Here is a 15,918-nt window from a genome sequence, read left to right as displayed (position 1 = left end):
GGTCTATTTCGGAACGAGACGGTCCGACCGCAGCTGAGCGGGGCAGGAGAATCGGACCCGCACCTCGGAAGTTTTAGAACGGGAGGAGCCGCCGAAAGCGGGCAATGTTCACGAGCGCCACGAGGGACGCGGCCACGTAGGTGAGGGCTGCGGCGCGCAGTACGGTGCGGGCGCCGGGCATGTCGCCTGCGTCGAGGAAGTGACCCGTCTCCAGGATAGGCAGGGCCCGGCGGAAGCTGGCGTCGAGTTCGACGGGCAGCGTCAAGACGTGGAACACGAGTCGAACACCGAGGAGTGCGATGCCGACACCGACCTGTAAGGCGAGTAAGATCGGCGAATGGACGATCGCGAGCACCACAGGCGCAGTCATCATCACCACGGCCGCGGCGAACTCGAAGCCCTGCACGACCGGGGCGAACCTCACCCGCGCGGCGAAGAGCCGGTCCCCCGCCGCGTGCTGGAGCGCGTGGGAGACCTCGTGCGCCGCGACCGCGACCGCCGTGACCGAGCGGCCGTCATGGTTCCCCGGCGACAGCCGCACGACGTTCGCGGCTGGGTCGTAGTGGTCAGCTGGCGCGATCTCCACGGGAACGTGCTTCAGCTCCGCCAAGTCGAGTAGATGGCGGGCGAGTTCACCTCCGGTCCCGGGCAGATCCGGCCGCTCGGTCGCGTATTGCCGCATCGCCCGGCGCACCCACCATTGGGGGCCGAACACGAGACCGATCAGCAGGGCGCCGAGCGCTAGGAGGATGGGCACGTTGGATATGTAGTCGTGCCACCGTATCCGTGAAAGCGCGGTGCATGCCTCCGCCTCCGGCACGTCTCGGGCTCCCCCCGACGTGGGGGTCGGGAAACCGAGGCGCGGGCTGATCGCGGGCGGGGTGAGATGCTGATGGCTCCTCAAACGGGGCTCCATCATGCCCACGACGGTCGAGACTACCCGCCGGCCTCGGAACCTCGGCCGCTTGATCGGACCCAAGCCGCCGTTCAAGCCTAAGCACATCGGGGCGATTTCACCCGCCTGCAGCACGAGGGCCGCATCCGCGACCTCGCCTTGTTCAACACCGCCATCGCCAGCACGCTGCGCGGCTGCGCCCTCATCCGCCTCCGCGTGGCCGACGTCCGCCTCTGCGACAGTGTCTTCCAGCGCACCACCATCGTCCAGCAGAAGACCGGCCGGTCCGTCCCGTTCGAGTTGATCGAGACGACCCGCGAGACGCTGACGGCTTGGCTTAAGATGCGAGGTCTGCGGGCGAGCGGCTGGCTGTTCCCGAGCCGCAGCCGCTCGGGCGAGCAGGTTACGACCGGTCAGTACGGCCGACTTGTCGATGAGTGGGTGATGCTGATCGGCCTCGACCCGGCGGGCTACGGCACGCACAGCCTGCCCCGGACGAAGGTCGTGCTGATCTACCGGCGCACAGGCGATCTGAGAGCCTGCCAGCTGCTGCTCGGCCACTCGAAGCTTGAGAGCACGATACGCTACCTCGGCATCGAAGCAGACGATGCGCTGGTGATGTCGGAGCAGACCGATATCTGACACTCACCGCGGCGGCCCCCTGGGCCGTCGCACGTAATCCCTTCTCCGTCCGAAAAGGGTAGTGAGCGGCCTTCGGCACTGCGGCCGGAACCAGACTTTCAAGCCAGCAGCGGTTGGTCTGGTTTGGATGCGCCTTTAGCAGACCGCTGTTCGTGGCCACTTCGATCTAGAGCGTTCAGCGAGGATAAGCCTTATTGGACCGTCCGGCACACAGCGCGCTCCCACGCCGAACCGAGCCGCTGTCCCATTCGGTCAAGCTTTCCTGCTCAGCCTCTGTACGCTGCCGCGCGCCGCCATCTCATGTGGTTCTCGAAGTTTGCCCTTGTCGTTCTGAGGGTTGGCAAAACCGATCGGCGAGGGGGGCGCTGCATCCGGACCGTCATAGGGGATCGGGATCTGTCCTGAAGCCGCCGGCCTGAGCGCGCATTTCCAGGAGGCAGACATGAGGAGAAGTCGAAGCCTGAACGGCATCGACCGACGCATGTTGCTGCCGACGCTTGCCCTGCTGCCAGCTCTGCCGGGAACCCTCATCACTGCTGCCGCACAAGCAGGAGTACCGGGCGGCTTGCTGCCGTCTTGGAGCGACGGGCCGGCGAAGCAGGCGATCTTCGATTTCGTCCGCGCCACAACGGAGCAGTCGAGCCCGACCTACGTGGCTCCAGACGACCGGATCGCCGTGTTCGACCAAGACGGAACCCTCTGGGTCGAGCAGCCGATCTACGCGCAGGTCGCCTATTGCCTGGACCGTGTCCCGGCCGTGGTCGCGAAGAAGCCCGAGCTGCGAATTGTCGAACCCTTCAAGACTGTGCTGTCCGGCAACCGCGAGGCGATGGAAGAACTCTCCTTGGAAGATCTTGAGACGATCCTCGCTGCCACGCTCACGGGTATGACGGTGGAGGCGTTCCAGTCCGAGGTGTCAAATTGGCTTGAGACCGCCCGGCATCCACGCTGGAGTCGCCCCTATACCGAGCTGACTTTTCAGCCGATGCAGGAGGTCCTGCGATACCTGCAGAGCAACGCTTTCAAGACCTACATCGTCACCGGCGGCGGTCAGGACTTCGTGCGCGTCTACGCCGCGAAAACCTATGGCATCCCGCCCGAGCAGGTGGTCGGCACCGCGGGCACGACGAAGTTCGGCTACGGCCAGGACGGCAAGCCGCTCCTGACCAAGGAGCCGAAGCTACTGCTCAACGACGACAAGGCCGGCAAGGCCGAAGGCATTCACTTCATGATCGGCCGACGTCCGTTGGCCGCCTTTGGCAACTCCATCGGCGACCGCGAGATGCTGGAATACACGCGCGCAGGCCAGGGCGCCCGCTTGGCGATGCTGGTGCTCCACGACGACCCCTCGCGCGAATATGCCTACGGTCCCGCGGCCGGCCTGCCCGACGGCAAGATCGGCACCTTCACCCCGGAGCTTTACGAAGAGGCGCGAGAGCAGGGCTGGACGGTGATCAGCATGAAGAATGACTGGAACCGAGTGTTTGCCTTCGAGGCATAAGAAGAATGCAGACCTGAGAACTTCGGTCGGCTTCCTTCGTGCCTCGCTAGCAGACACGCAAAACCGAATGCCACGGAGCAGACATTGTGCGGGTCTGCTCAGGGTGGAAAGCAGACCCGCGCTTTCAAGCCCGAAGCTGACATTCTATCTCCAATTGATGACAAGCATAAGCAAAGTAAATTCATTTTTAACTGTCTTAAAAATCGAAATCTTTGTTGGCAAACCCGTACCTATGTTATCGCACCTGGAATCTGACGAGTTAAAAACCATTTTTCTGAAGATTTATCTTGACCACGAGCGCCAGTTAGAAAATGGCTGCACGATCTTACGGGTAAGATTATAGCCATTCCAAGCATAGGCACGGTGCTGGCGCCGGAGCGGCAATTGAAATGCGCGAGCTAGGGCAATGGATCATCGCCTTTCTGATCATCGAAGTGGTTTGGATTATCTACCTCGTTATGGCTTTTTCCGCGGCGAATATTGCGATTGACCAGCAAGCAGAAACGGCAGAGCTTGGGCCGTTTTACGCGATGCCGCTTGTGATGTTTCTGTTCGTCGGCATGGGATTATGTCTGATGGCGGCAATAGCTCGCGTGTTGACCATCTTAGCTCGTTCAACTGTGCGTTTCTGAATAACTTCGATTGTGTTATGGGTTCTAAAGCTGAATTTCGACCGCCGTCTCTATAAAATCATGGCTCAAGACAAAAAATCCGACAAAAATTTGACGGATTGAAGTTCCAATGCGCAGTTTACGCCTCGATTTGCTTCAGAAAGCATTAACTTCGAACTAAATCAGCTCGCAAATAGCCGCCTCTGGCGGCATCGTTCCAGCTGTTTCAACGTAAAATTAAGGCTGCACAACCAGATGTAAACTGGAGTGTTGCGCAGAGGCGGGGGCCTCAGGAGAGCGCGCTGAGAGGTTTCGATGCGGCGAGATATTCGGCGCTGGCTGGCCTCCCCGGAAAAGGGCGAGGGCGGCAATGTCGTGATTATTTTCGGTCTGGGGCTACCTCTGCTCCTTGGTGCAGGCGGCCTGGTGATCGATTACGGCAATGCCGTGCGCATCCGCTCTGTCGAGTCCAGTGTCGCCGACGCGACCGCTCTGCTGGTCGCCAACGCCGACACCGTCGCGGCCGCCACCGAGGGCCTGCGCCTCGCCAGTGCCCAGCTCACCTCGCGGCTGGGCTCGGCCAACACGACCAACGGTTTTCAGGTCAATGGCACGTGGATCGACGGCGCGAACTACCGGGTGACGATCTCGACGACGCTGAAGACGAACCTCTTACACTTCCTGCCCGGCATGCCAAGGCAGATCACGATCGGGACCGCCACAACCGTCAATCGGGTCGCCCCCGTCTACCAGACCAGCCCGCCGACGTTCAGCCAGCTGTCGCCCGAGGCCGCCGACTACAACCGGATCTACATGTATTGCTACTCGTCCGATCCCAAGCGCCAGGCTGAGGCCGACAAGGGTCGCCGAGGGATAGTCGCAATCGCCGACAACGGAACACCTCCGACAGATTACTCCAAGGCCACTCTACCAACCTGCGGCGCCAACGAGGCGCCGAGCTATATGCTGCACAATGTCCGAAACGCCCGTAGCAACCCGTCCGCCTGGAACGACAAAAATCAGGAGACGTACGAGTACTACACTGACACAACGATCGACACAGGATCGCGCGTGCAATCGATGAGTATGAAGGGTTACCGTGTCTACAACGGCAGCACTTTGACTCCGATCAGCATGGTCTCAAATCCGATCTTGGAGACGATCGTCTGCGATACCCTGAGCCAATGCAAGAACAAGTCGGACGGGGGCATCCTGCCGAACAGCCATACGACCCATAACCCCGCCACGGCGACCACAGGCTGCAGCGATGGGAAGTATATGTATTATGGCTGGGAGGATCGTCCGCCGAACGCCGGCAGCGACATGGACTACGACGACATCCGGGTCATCGTATCCTGTCCGACCTTGGTGAAGGTTTCCGATAAGAAGCTGCGGATCGTAGAGTAGGACGGAAAGACATCGATCGACCATGCCGCCTGTCCGAACGCCCCGTATGGCTCCTACCCTCCGGCCTCTAGCCCCACTAGTACATGCTTGCGTATTTCCCGCTCGCAAACTTGCTGACGCGCGGGAGGGCGCGACCGCCGTCGAGTTCGCGCTGGTGGCCCTGCCGTTCCTGAGCCTGCTCGCGGTGATCGTTCAGACCGCGATCATGGTCTGGACGGCGCGTAATCTCGATGATGCCCTCCAGCGCGCCGGGCGGACGATCTACACGGGCCAGTTCCAAAAGGCGAACCACGGGCAATCCGACTCCACCACCCTGCTCGCTGCCATGAAGACTTCCATGTGTGGAACGAACGCCTCGCGAGTGGCGGGCCTGTTCGACTGCAGTTCGCTCAAGCTTAATGTCGCCGTGAGCAGCACCTTCGCCAGCGGGGTCGTGCCGACGCCACTGGACGCGAATACAGGCGATTGGTCCAAAGGCTTCGGCACGAATTACAGTTGCGCAAAGCCTGGGGACATTGTTGTCTTCACCGCGGCGGTCAAATACCGGCTTGCCTTCAGCTTCCTCTACGCGGGCGTGCCCGGCTTCAGCGACGGGTCGAGACTTCTTCAGTCCACAGCGGTGTTCCGGACCGAACCCTACGACACCTCGTCCGGACAGGGATGCTGAGGTGATGAGGCCGGCGATGGACATAATCATCAGGCGTGATCGAGTAGCCCCACACTTCCGAGATGATGCGCAGGGTGTGGCGGCGATCGAGTTCGCGCTCATCCTGCCAATTATGCTGGCGCTGCTTTTCGGCACGACGGAGTTTGGGCGCGCGATCGACCATTACCGCAGAGTTACGCTTCTGGCGCGCGCGGTGGCGGACCTCACCTCCCAAGGAGACGGACAGGCCACGATGGCGGCGGGGTCGTTGACCGATATCGTAGCTGCGGCCAAACTGGTGCTCACGCCTTACCCCAGCAGCGGGGCCAAAATCGTCATCAGCGCACTCAGCGTTCCCGCTGACGGTGCCGGTCAGCAGCCGCGCGTGTGTTCCAGCTACGCCACCAGCAACGGGATCGCGCGGACGGTTGGGGCAGCGAGCGACCTCAAGGTACCCGAGGGCTTTCAACTCGCCGGGATGCGCTACGTGCTGGCCGAAGTGAGCGTGCCGTATCCTGCGATTTTCGGCAGCAGCGTCATGCGGCTCGTGGGTGGGGCAAGCAACCAGTTCTTATTCAAGGCAACTGTTCCCTGGCCAGTTCGGGCGGGACAGACCTATAAATCAACTTACAACGAGATCGTTTTGCCGAACGGGAAGGCGTGCACTTCCTGAATGCTGCCTACAAAAACTCTGAAATCCTCAGCGGGCCCTTGAACCCTCGCCTGCGCGCGATCCAAGGTTCGGAACAGAGAAGCCACAGCCAGCGATGCTCGGTGCAGCGCGGCTGCCTGCGTCAGACGGCGGGCCGGATGCATCGCGGGAGATCGTCGGCGATCCCGACCGCTTGCATCTGGCCGTCAGCAACCTGCAGTTGAATGGGTTCAAGGACGCGTCGGACAGCGATCCCGTCCGGCTGCGGGCATGGACCAGACATGCGACGGTCCTTGCCCTGAGCCCGGGGAAGCTCTGGCCTGGATCAGCATACGAGGGCCTGTCCGGTCAGCGACGTGCTTGTGGTTGGCCGGCAGCCTCAAGGATGAGGTCCGCGACGTCCTGGGCCTGCGAGATCAGGGACAGGTGGCTTGCCTTGAGTTCCACTGTCCTCGCGTTCATGCGCTTGGCCATGAACCGTTCGAGGTCCGGATTGATGGTCCGGTCCTCGGTCGACACCGCGTAGAAGCTCGGCTTCGATCGCCAGGCTGCCCGGGTCGTCCTCCCGGTCAACAACGCCTTGTGGAACGGCTGCTGGACTGCGAACAGAACCCTGGCCCGGTCGACCGGCAGGTCGCCCGCGAAGTCCCTCAGGAAGGCCGTCTCGCTCAGACGCCCCTCGTCGCCGTCGAACACGATTCCCGCCGAGGCGGGCGGTGCCGGATAGGTCTTGGCGAGCGCCGTGTAATCCTCGCCGGCATCGGGCGCCCGGGCCGCGACGTAGACGAGGGCGGACACCTTCGGGTCGAGGCCGGCCTCGGTCACGATCATGCCGGAGAACGAGTGGCCCACGAGGACGGTCGGTCCCTCCTGCCGGGCCAGAACGCGCTGTGCGGACGCGACGGCCTCCTCGAAGGTGGTCAGCGGGTTCTGCACGGAGGTGACGTTCAGGCCCTTCTCCTGCAGCCGCGGGATCACCTCCGACCAGCACGACCCGTCGGCGAACAGTCCGTGGACGAGGACGACGTTGCGCGCGCGCGGCAGATCCTGGGCCGAGGCCGCACCGGGAAGCAGCGCGGCGGCCGCGCCGGCGACGAGGGTATGGCCGAGTATTCTCCGGGTCATCATGGCGGGCATCTCCGTTCCAGGCCGGCAAGTGCAGGACGTGCCGTCCCAGTTCGCCGGCGGCGCGGGGAGGATACATCCGGGACCGCCGGGCTGCGCCCGGGTGCGGTCCGGCGCATGGGCAGGACGCGGACGCCCCTGATCGGCGGCCTCCCTGTCGAGCCCATTGCGAGCCCATCGCGAGCCCATGGCGGAATGTCCGCTTCCATTCACGGAGCGTCCGTGAGCGGGCCAGCCGCAATCACCACGCAGACCTGCGGGCGCGTTTCGGAAGGGTGGAAAGCGGTCTCCCGCGTCGCGGCTGAAACCGGGGGCGCCCTCATAAGAAATGCATTCCGGCGCCATTGATGCGCGCAGCGGATGCGGAGCTAATAGGGCCAACGTTGAGGGGGGCACGATGATCAGGCTCGCAGGACGGCTCCGCAGGCTCTGTCTGCTCGCGATCTCCGTCTGGAGCCTCGCAACCAATGCCCATGCGGCGGATGTCACCGTCCTCTGCTCGCAGGCCCTGAAGACCGCTCTGGACGAACTCATCCCGCACTTCGAGCGCGCGAGCGGCAATCGCCTCGTCGCCACCTACGATACCTCCGCCATCCTCAAGGCGCAGATCGAGACGGGCAAGCCGTTCGACGTCGTGGTCCTGACCCCGCCTCTGATCTTGGCCCTCATCCAGCAGGGCAAGGTTGTCGACGGCAGCGCCACCACGCTCGCGCGAACAGGCGTCGGTCTGGCCGTGAGGAAGGGTGCGGCGAGGCCCGACATCGGTTCCGCCGAAGCGCTCAAGCAGGCGCTCACCCGGGCTGAGTCGGTGGCCTACAGCACGTCCGGCGCGAGCGGAGCCGTCTTCGCAGCCGCGCTGCAGAAGCTCGGGATCGCCGACGCGGTGAAAGCCAGAGGCAGAGCCATCCCGAACGGCCTGACCGGCGATGTCGTCGCTCGGGGCGAGGCGGACCTTGCCGTGCAGCTGATGCCCGAGTTGATGGCGGTCTCCGGGGTGGACGTGGTCGGTCCGTTCCCTCCGGAGCTTCAGTCCTCCGTGGTGCTGACTGGGGGAATCTCGGCCACCGCCGACAAGGCTCGGGCTGAGGCGTTCCTCGCGTTCCTCAGATCCCCTGCCGCGGCCGCGATCATGCGCGCCAGAGGTCTGGAGCCCGGCTGATGGATCCGTTTGGCTGTCGATCGCAGAGGCGCGGGCCACGCACAAGCCCGGATTGGCCAGACATCGCATGACCCTCAAGGCAGCGATCAGACCTTGGCGCCCTCATCCGGACGCAGACGTTCCACGTCCGGCTCGCAGCGGAGGTGGGCCGGGCCCTCACGCCCTCAGCCGAGCGGGATTTCCGACAGCGGTTGCGCCGGGCGGGATGTCGCGCGTGACCACGCTGCCCGCACCGATGATGGCGTCATCGCCGATTGTCACGCCCGGCAGGATGATGGCTCCACTGCCGATCCAGACGTTCGCGCCGATCACGACAGGGCGGCCGTACTCGAGCATCTGCCGACGCTGAACCGGATCGCGCGGATGATCGGGCGTCATGATCTGCACACCGGAGCCGATCTGGGTCAGGTCGCCGATGGTGACCTGCACCACGTCCAGGATGCAGCAATTGAAGTTCAGGAACACGCCACGGCCCAGGCTGATGTTGTAGCCGTAGTCGCAGTGGAAGGGTGGACGGATGTTGCAGCCCTCGCCGACACACGCGAAGGCTTCCTCCAGGAGTGCCTGCCGCTCCGGCTGGCTCTTGGTGTTCGTGGCGTTGTAGCGATCCAGCCATTCGGAAATGCGCCGGTTGTCGGCGGCAAGCTCGGGGTCGTCGGCGATGTACAACTCACCGGCCAGCATCTTCTGCTTCTGAGTCTTCATGGTTGTGGAGTTCTCCTCGCGACCGCTGATCCCCCTGGACCCGCGGCCCAGGCCCGCGGACGGGATGAACGCCGCGCCCGCCTGAGCTATGCGTACAGACGTACACATCAAGGCCGGAAGCCGAGCCTCTGAGGAGATCCTGCTTGCCCAGCGCTCAGCGCCGCCACGACCCGGGGCGCCGGGCGCGCATCATCCAGTCCACGCTCGATGTCATCGCCGAGCACGGCGTTGCCGGTACGACGCACCGCCGCGTCGCGGCGGCTGCCGACGTCCCGCTCGGCTCCATGACCTACCATTTCAAGGACATGGACGAGCTTCTGACCGCGGCGTTCACGCGCCTGGCCGATACGGTCGCGGCACGGTTCACCGCGCGTCTGTCCGCCGCGTCAACCGTCGATGAAGCCTGTGAGGCGGTGGTCGATCTCGTCCTGAACGACGACTGGGCAACGCCGCGCACCATGCTGCTGAGCTACGAGCTCTACGCCTTCGCCGCCCGGAACCCGCCTCTGCGCCAAGTCATGCGGAACTGGATGGCGAACAGCCGTGCCGCACTCGCGCAACATTTCGAGCCTGACACGGCCAAGGCGCTGGACGCCATGATCGAGGGGCTCACCATCCACCGATCGGTCGATCCGAAACCTGCGGATCGACGGGAGGTGCGCGCGATTGTCGAGCGGCTCATCCGCTAGAGCACGTCGAGACGGTCGACGACAGCTCACAGGTCGTTGCGTCAGGTCGGGTCATCCTCCCCGCCCTCATCCTGAGGGTCGGACGCCGGCCATCCTGATGAGGCGATCCCGCGATCCATCTTGGGTTCAGAGATGCGCCGTGGCCTAGGATCCGCTGATCGCGGAGGCGATCCTGTATTCGCGCGGGGCCATGCCATGACGCGCTTTGAAGCGGCGGGCGAAATGGGCCTGGCTTGCGAAACCGCAGCCGTAAGCCAGCATGCCGATCGACAGGTGGGCGCATGCCGGATCGGCCAAGCGCATGGCGGCCGCCTCCAGCCGGCGCTCCCAGATGTAATCGGAGATGTGCCGGCCGCGCTCGTGGAACAGCTCCTGCAGCCGGCGCAGCGACACGCCCATCGCGACGGCGAGCTGAGGTGGGTCCAAGTTCGGGTCGCTCAGGTTCGCCTCGACATAGGCCTTGGCGCGCTGGACCGTGACGTTGCCGTGGATGGAACCCGGCACCTCCTGCGCCATCCGTTCGGCGAGGCTCGCTATGATCAGGTCCGTTCCGATCGACGCCATGCGCGCGGCCGCGTCGGGCGTGAGCTGATCGCCCACGCGCACCAGCTCCTGGATGAAGGTGTTCGCCAGGATCGTGGAGGCGAGGTCCGCTCCGACCGGGAGTGCACAGAACAGCCGGGACGGGCCCAGCATGGCCTCGAAGCGCTCGCGCGGCAGATCGACGACAAGGGAAATACCCGTGTTTGCCTCGCAGACGGCCGGGCGTGCGTCGATAACGACGAAATCGCCCGTCCGGGTCACGGCCTCCCGGTCGCCTTGCTGGAGGGTGTCGTGTCCGGAGAGCTTCATGGACGCGTAGAGGCGGTCGGGCTGCCCATGGCGCCGGATCGCGTCGGGCGTCGCTTCGGTCCGCATGGCTGTGTGGGCCATTCTAGAGATCGGCACAGGCCCGATGCTGGTGACGTCCAGCCTTCCCTGAAACGGAACCTCGTGAAGGGGTTGCTGGTCGATCGGGATCAACCGCTCGCACACCATCTCCCGCCATTGGCGGAATGCGTTCCTGGGATGGATCCCGTCCGTCGAGAATAGCGGTTGCATCCGGGTCGTGGCACAAAGCTCGCCAGTCGCTGGCGGAAACTGATCGCCCGGCCGTCTATTGTATATAATCTAACGACTCAAGCTTTGCGTTCTGAGGTCGGGCGCGGCGGTGACGCGCGCTTCCAAGCACGGCCGCCCGAGAGCGGACCGATAGACATCCGCCCCGAGCCAAAGCAGTCAGAGAGCTGACCAACGGCCGTTTTCGGGACGCGCCGACAGTGGTGCGGGCGGCCGACGTGGGTCGGAACCGGAACGTCCGCATCCGATGCGGTAGGTCGTCCCGAGCGCCCGCGCTCCATCCGGCAGCGGCCACGCCTCACAGCCTGCCTCACGGGCTGATCGGAGCCACGGCACCGACACGTGCCGCCCGATGCTTCAGCCTTCCGGCGGCCGCGGCGTAGCCTCCGCCAGCGCCATCGATGAAGTGCATGTGCCCGCTGCCGGGCACCGGAGGGCTGATGCAGGTCAACTGCGCAGCCGATTGCCGTTCCAGGCCGAAATGGCAGATCCCCTGCGCCTCTGCGGCGGCGAGCTGCGCCTCCAGCTGATCCGCGAAGGCCTCGGTGCAATCCAGTGTCATCCGCAGCGCATCATCGTACTTGCGGAAATCCGTATTCGCGACGATCTCGTGCCGCAGCACGGCGGGATCGAACGCTCCGACCCGCAAGCCTGTGCGATAGATCAGGTATTCAGGGATCGATCGTGCCAAGAGGCGGAGTTTGCGCCAGAGGCGGCTCTGACGAGAGCCCGGCACGGCGCGCAGTTCAAGATCCAGCCCCGCCCACGGTCCGTGCATCTGCGGTCCCTCATCCTGCATCGGACGTGCGACCTCGGCACTGATCTCCACACTGTGCAGGATCTCCTGCACGAGTTGCCGGAAGGCCGGCGCGTCGCCGCCGTGCTGCGGCACGAGCATGAGCGAGAGCATCAACGCGTGGCTGGGACGGATCTCCTGCCAGCGGCAGGAGAGGCCGGTCAGGTCCGGCTGGCTGCCGGGCTCGGCCGGCGCGACGGCGTAGTCGCCGGCCTTCATGGCGGCCTCTGCCCAGGGCAGGCCGCCTCCGCTGAACATGGCGTAGGACACGTGAGCACTGGGCGCGTAGCGCGCGACGCGCACGTCCAGCCCGCGATCGCGCACGACCGAGACCGGCACCAGAGCGGTGCGCAGCTCGAGTTGCAGCGCCTCACGAACCCAGACGGCCGTTGCCGCCAGCGCGTCTCTGGCGGTGTCGACGTCCTCCGGGGCAATGGCGAAGCTGGCCCCGTCGCCGCCGAAGGCGAAGGGGAACTCGCGGCGGCCGAGGGCATTCGAAACGGCCGCGATGGTGGCTGCGCCGGCCGCGTTGACCGCCTTGTAGCGGCCGAGCCCGATCTGCTGCTGGGAGCCGACGACATCGGCCACACCGAGCCACCAGGTCGTGGGCAGCGGCCGATAGAGGCCTGGATCCATGAGGCTGGAGAAGGCGGTGAACCGGGGCAGGCTCTCATAGAAATCAGGGGCCGTGCGGCGCATGGCGGGCTCGCCCTGCCGAGCCGATCCTGCCGATTTCCGCGTCGCCGCCATCGCCCTGCTCCCCGGCGCAGCCTCCGGCCGCGTGACGCGCCCGGATCCCGGCACCGACATCATCCCCGGTGAAACCACCATCACCACGGTCACGTGCACGCCTTCAGGCGAACGCGCTACGGCGGCGACACACTCGCGACCGCTCCGCACAGGAGCGAACCACACCTCTAACGCGGTTGCGGTTCGCGTTTCGATAGTCGCGCGGCGTCTTCGGGACGAATGGGACGGAAGTGCCGTCACTCAGTCCGTCGTCGCAGCCAGCGGCGGTGTCAGGCGATGGGCCAACCGGCCGCCGCTGCGTGTGCAGCGGCGGCCGGTCGCTCACCGGGGCCTCAATGAGCCGAAGACGGATGCTCCGTCAGCTGCAGACGCGCTCATGTCCGAAGAACAAGGGGTTGTAGACGAAGCGGCAATCCCTGAAATCCGAGCTGAGGAAGTAGCCGCCCGCGGGATAATCCCAGTTGAACCCGCCGAAGTGCCGACGGTAGCCGCGGTGGTGGAAGTATCGATGGTGGCCGAACCCGCCGTACCCGAAGCGGCCATACCCGAATCCGCGATGGCCGAAGCCGCCATGATGGCCGAAGCCGCCGTGACCAAACCCGCCGTGACCGAACCCGCGGGCGTCGGCGCTGGCGGCACCGCCGGCCAGTGTCGCGAGCGCGAGACCCGCCACCGTCATCATCTTCGTCGAAGTCGTCTTCATCGTGCTTCTCCCTGTTGGGGTGACAGCACGTTGCGCCCGACGATGGCCGGCCGCTGTGACCCCGGTCACAGAGACCCGGACGCGTGGCGCGGGATCTACGGCAGCGGCGCAGGTTCGCGCTTCAACCAAACCTCGATGGGTTGGGACCGTCCGCGAATGGAAGCCGTCCGCCGCTCGTCGAAGAGGCCGCCAGGCTCATTGATGCCGGCAGCCGTCAGGAGATCGGCGCTGACGGCGAGGCGGGCCTTGGCCTCCGACGCCACGGCCAGCAGGCGGCTCGCGACGTTGACGGTATCGCCCGTCGCCGTGACCTGCTGATTGGTGTCGCTGCCGAGGCGCGAGAGGATCGCCGGTCCGGAATGCGCGCCGATCCGCACGTCGAGCGCCCGTCCGGCGCCTGCCAGTTCGGGATCGCGCGCGATCCAATCGCGGGTCCGGACGATGAGATCGCCGGCTGCCCGCACGGCGTTTTCCGCCTGCGCGGGATCGGGGTCCAGCGCGCCGAACACGACCATCGCGCCGTCGCCCATGAAGTTGACGACGAGACCTTTGTGCGACGAAGCGGTCTCATCCACGAGATCGTGGAACGTCTTGAGGAGGGCGCGGGTGCGGATCGGGCCGAGGCGCTCGCTCTGGCCGGTGAAGCCGGTCAGATCGATGAAGAGCACCGGGATCTCGCGCGTGAGCGGCGCAGCCAGATAGGTCGGGTCCCAGGCGAGCCGTTCCGCGAGCGCGGCGGGTTGAAGCCGGCGCAGGGCCTGCTCCGATCGTGCGAGCCTCAGGCCCTGGCGGCGATCCAGTGTCTGGCGGGCCACCGCGCACAGGAGCGTCGGCAGGCCAGCGGCTGCGAGCGGCAGGGCGGCGCTCAGCCAGATGCCCTGGCTGAAGGCGACGGCGCCCAGAGCGAACCAGGCGGCCAGGAGGAGGAGTACGAGGATGGCTGCTGGGAGCGGAGGGGCCAGCGCGATCAGGAGCACGGCAGCGCCCGCGAGAACCACGGCCGCCACCCCGTCGAGCCGCCGCACGCGCGCATCGCGCACGAGTCCGTCGCCCGTGGTCAGATGGGCGATGCCGGTCGCCAGCAATTCGACGCCGGGCATCACGGGATCGAACGCCGTCGCGAAGGTGTCGCTGCCCCCGAGTGCCGTCGCGCCGATCACGACGATATGGTCCGCCAGAGCGGCGACCGGAACCGTCCCGTCGAGAAGTGCGGCGGCGCTCACGGTCTGGATCGTGCGCCGCGGCCCGTAGGGACGGAGCGGAAGGTGATAGCCGAGGTCGAGCCGGATGACGGCAGACCCGATCCGTACCTGTCCCTCGCTCAGAACCGGATCGCTTCGGGCGGCCAGGGCCGCTGTGCGCAGGACGAAAGCGGCGGCAACGCCCTCGTCCGTCCGGGCAACGAGGGGAAGGTGCCGCGGCACGCCGGCGGCGTCCTCGGACAGGTTGACGAGGCCCGACTGCGCAGCCGCGCCGATCGCCGGGATCGGGCGATGCACGGCGGTGGCGACCGGGATGCCTCCCTCGTTCGTGGCCTCGTCGAATACGGCTGCCGCCGCCAGGACGGCAGGCAGCTTGCGGAGGGCGGCGGCGAGGGCACGATCCGCCTCCGGCTGGCGCCCGTCTTCCAGGAACAGGACATCGACGGCGAGCGCGCGGGGGTGGGCTGTGGCGATCGCTTCGATCAGCCGTGCCATTGTCGCGCGCGAGACGGGAAAGCCGCCTTCCCGGCGGACGATCGCGTCGTCGATGGCGACGATGGCGACATCGTTGGGCGGCGTGCGTGGACCGGCCAGCCGCATGCGCAGGTCCGTCGCCGCCGCCTCCAGGTAATCGAGCGGCGTCGCCTGTCCGGCGATGTGCAGGTGAGCGAGCCAGCCGCTCCATCCCAGCGCGGCCACGAACATGAGGAGGGCGAAGCGTCGCTTGGTCCGCCGGGAGGTCGGGATCGACTCAAGCCCCGGCTTCAGACCCGCGGCTCTCACCGCCCGAAGCGCTCGAGCAGGCTTCTGACGCGCTCCTGCGGCCACCGTCGCACGTCCAGGGGGCCCTGATCCTCACCGACATCGACGCCCTCGCCCGGGCCCAATGTGACGGACACGGCCGGGGCGTTCCGGCGCGCGACGGCGACGCGGCCTCGGGCCACGAAAACCGCAGTCTTGGCGGTGGTCACATCGACGGCGTAGATCGTGCCGCGCACGGAGGCGATGGCGTGGGGGGTGAGGATCTGGAAGCCGCCCCGGCGCGTGTTCGAGTGCGGTGGCAGGGTCACGAGGACGGCACTGCCGCCGATCTCCGCCCCCTCGAGCTGCCCGTCGCCATCCCGATCTATGGGCCGTAACGGGGCCGCTCGCTCGGCTTCGAGGGTGAGACCGTCGGTGCATCGCAGGATCCGCAGAGGCGGGTCGAAGCGGGTCGATTCCGTGCAGCGCGTCTGGGCGTGGACGGTAACCGGGACGACGAGAGCCGCGAATGCGGCCGCGGCTCGCGCGAGAGGCTTCATGTGGTGGATCCTTTC

The 15,918-nt window shown here is 65.8% G+C and carries 15 protein-coding genes and 1 pseudogene; 8 read left to right on the top strand and 8 right to left on the bottom strand.

Annotated features, from left to right (window positions below; genetic code table 11):
• Positions 1–73: 73 nt before the first annotated feature.
• A complete protein-coding gene (locus AC3WSN_RS10240; protein ID WP_492537726.1) occupies positions 74–757 on the bottom strand; it encodes a zinc metallopeptidase in 684 nt (227 codons plus the stop codon).
• 160 nt (positions 758–917) lie between these two features.
• Between AC3WSN_RS10240 and AC3WSN_RS10235 the strand changes: the two are divergent.
• From AC3WSN_RS10235 to AC3WSN_RS10210, 6 genes and pseudogenes are all read left to right on the top strand, one after another.
• Positions 918–1,537 (top strand): annotated as a pseudogene (locus AC3WSN_RS10235) (tyrosine-type recombinase/integrase).
• A 442-nt stretch (positions 1,538–1,979) separates the two neighbouring features.
• On the top strand, positions 1,980–3,038 hold the full coding sequence (locus AC3WSN_RS10230; RefSeq protein ID WP_492537724.1) for an HAD family hydrolase: 1,059 nt from the start codon (positions 1,980–1,982) through the stop codon (positions 3,036–3,038).
• 389 nt (positions 3,039–3,427) lie between these two features.
• Positions 3,428–3,670: a hypothetical protein gene (locus AC3WSN_RS10225; RefSeq protein ID WP_492537722.1), complete on the top strand. Its 243-nt coding sequence runs from the start codon at positions 3,428–3,430 to the stop codon at positions 3,668–3,670.
• A 294-nt stretch (positions 3,671–3,964) separates the two neighbouring features.
• Positions 3,965–5,056 carry a pilus assembly protein TadG-related protein gene (locus tag AC3WSN_RS10220; protein WP_492537720.1) on the top strand — a complete coding sequence of 364 codons (1,092 nt, stop codon included), beginning with the start codon at positions 3,965–3,967 and terminating at the stop codon, positions 5,054–5,056.
• A 22-nt stretch (positions 5,057–5,078) separates the two neighbouring features.
• Positions 5,079–5,723, top strand: coding sequence for a TadE/TadG family type IV pilus assembly protein (locus AC3WSN_RS10215; protein ID WP_492537719.1), 645 nt, complete (start codon positions 5,079–5,081; stop codon positions 5,721–5,723).
• A 16-nt stretch (positions 5,724–5,739) separates the two neighbouring features.
• Entirely contained in the window at positions 5,740–6,375 is a 636-nt protein-coding gene (locus tag AC3WSN_RS10210) for a TadE/TadG family type IV pilus assembly protein (RefSeq protein ID WP_492537717.1), read from the top strand.
• A gap of 327 nt (positions 6,376–6,702) precedes the next feature.
• Here AC3WSN_RS10210 and AC3WSN_RS10205 read toward each other — a convergent pair whose 3' ends face one another.
• Positions 6,703–7,482, bottom strand: coding sequence for an alpha/beta fold hydrolase (locus AC3WSN_RS10205; protein ID WP_492543060.1), 780 nt, complete (start codon positions 7,480–7,482; stop codon positions 6,703–6,705).
• Positions 7,483–7,807: 325 nt separating this feature from the next.
• Between AC3WSN_RS10205 and modA the strand changes: the two genes are divergently transcribed.
• Complete coding sequence (gene modA, locus AC3WSN_RS10200; RefSeq protein WP_492537715.1) at positions 7,808–8,638, top strand: molybdate ABC transporter substrate-binding protein; 831 nt, start codon at positions 7,808–7,810, stop codon at positions 8,636–8,638.
• A 156-nt stretch (positions 8,639–8,794) separates the two neighbouring features.
• Here the strand turns inward: modA and AC3WSN_RS10195 are convergent, their stop codons facing one another.
• Entirely contained in the window at positions 8,795–9,343 is a 549-nt protein-coding gene (locus tag AC3WSN_RS10195; protein WP_192708152.1) for a sugar O-acetyltransferase, read from the bottom strand.
• Positions 9,344–9,486: 143 nt separating this feature from the next.
• Between AC3WSN_RS10195 and AC3WSN_RS10190 the strand changes: the two genes are divergently transcribed.
• Positions 9,487–10,032: a TetR/AcrR family transcriptional regulator gene (locus AC3WSN_RS10190; protein WP_492537712.1), complete on the top strand. Its 546-nt coding sequence runs from the start codon at positions 9,487–9,489 to the stop codon at positions 10,030–10,032.
• A 144-nt stretch (positions 10,033–10,176) separates the two neighbouring features.
• Here AC3WSN_RS10190 and AC3WSN_RS10185 read toward each other — a convergent pair whose 3' ends face one another.
• The 5 genes from AC3WSN_RS10185 to AC3WSN_RS10165 all read right to left on the bottom strand — a co-directional run bounded on the left by AC3WSN_RS10185 (position 10,177) and on the right by AC3WSN_RS10165 (position 15,903).
• Positions 10,177–11,133, bottom strand: a complete 957-nt coding sequence (locus tag AC3WSN_RS10185; RefSeq protein WP_492537710.1) for a helix-turn-helix domain-containing protein — start codon at positions 11,131–11,133, stop codon at positions 10,177–10,179.
• A gap of 328 nt (positions 11,134–11,461) precedes the next feature.
• Complete coding sequence (locus AC3WSN_RS10180) at positions 11,462–12,697, bottom strand: DUF3095 domain-containing protein (RefSeq protein WP_492537709.1); 1,236 nt, start codon at positions 12,695–12,697, stop codon at positions 11,462–11,464.
• A 358-nt stretch (positions 12,698–13,055) separates the two neighbouring features.
• Positions 13,056–13,400 (bottom strand): hypothetical protein, encoded by a 345-nt coding sequence (locus AC3WSN_RS10175; protein WP_492537707.1) that lies wholly within the window; start codon positions 13,398–13,400, stop codon positions 13,056–13,058.
• A gap of 95 nt (positions 13,401–13,495) precedes the next feature.
• Positions 13,496–15,385: a CHASE2 domain-containing protein gene (locus tag AC3WSN_RS10170; protein ID WP_492537705.1), complete on the bottom strand. Its 1,890-nt coding sequence runs from the start codon at positions 15,383–15,385 to the stop codon at positions 13,496–13,498.
• Positions 15,382–15,903, bottom strand: a complete 522-nt coding sequence (locus AC3WSN_RS10165) for a FecR domain-containing protein (RefSeq protein WP_492537703.1) — start codon at positions 15,901–15,903, stop codon at positions 15,382–15,384. The genes AC3WSN_RS10170 and AC3WSN_RS10165 overlap by 4 nt, the downstream gene beginning before the upstream one ends.
• Positions 15,904–15,918: the final 15 nt, after the last annotated feature.

It is taken from the genome of Methylobacterium sp. FW102-HT35C08 (assembly GCF_058790235.1).
Note: the sequence above shows the minus strand (reverse complement) of the source record. Positions and strands in the feature narration are given on the sequence as shown.

Bases quoted from the DNA above. Each gene is read 5' to 3' on its own strand.
- AC3WSN_RS10230 (WP_492537724.1), top strand. From the start codon at position 1,980: ATGAGGAGAAGTCGAAGCCTGAACGGCATCGACCGACGCATGTTGCTG.
- AC3WSN_RS10225 (WP_492537722.1), top strand. From the start codon at position 3,428: ATGCGCGAGCTAGGGCAATGGATCATCGCCTTTCTGATCATCGAAGTG.
- AC3WSN_RS10220 (WP_492537720.1), top strand. From the start codon at position 3,965: ATGCGGCGAGATATTCGGCGCTGGCTGGCCTCCCCGGAAAAGGGCGAG.
- AC3WSN_RS10215 (WP_492537719.1), top strand. From the start codon at position 5,079: ATGCCGCCTGTCCGAACGCCCCGTATGGCTCCTACCCTCCGGCCTCTA.
- AC3WSN_RS10210 (WP_492537717.1), top strand. From the start codon at position 5,740: ATGGACATAATCATCAGGCGTGATCGAGTAGCCCCACACTTCCGAGAT.
- AC3WSN_RS10205 (WP_492543060.1), bottom strand. From the start codon at position 7,482: ATGATGACCCGGAGAATACTCGGCCATACCCTCGTCGCCGGCGCGGCC.
- modA (WP_492537715.1), top strand. From the start codon at position 7,808: ATGCATTCCGGCGCCATTGATGCGCGCAGCGGATGCGGAGCTAATAGG.
- AC3WSN_RS10195 (WP_192708152.1), bottom strand. From the start codon at position 9,343: ATGAAGACTCAGAAGCAGAAGATGCTGGCCGGTGAGTTGTACATCGCC.
- AC3WSN_RS10185 (WP_492537710.1), bottom strand. From the start codon at position 11,133: ATGCAACCGCTATTCTCGACGGACGGGATCCATCCCAGGAACGCATTC.
- AC3WSN_RS10180 (WP_492537709.1), bottom strand. From the start codon at position 12,697: ATGGCGGCGACGCGGAAATCGGCAGGATCGGCTCGGCAGGGCGAGCCC.
- AC3WSN_RS10175 (WP_492537707.1), bottom strand. From the start codon at position 13,400: ATGAAGACGACTTCGACGAAGATGATGACGGTGGCGGGTCTCGCGCTC.
- AC3WSN_RS10165 (WP_492537703.1), bottom strand. From the start codon at position 15,903: ATGAAGCCTCTCGCGCGAGCCGCGGCCGCATTCGCGGCTCTCGTCGTC.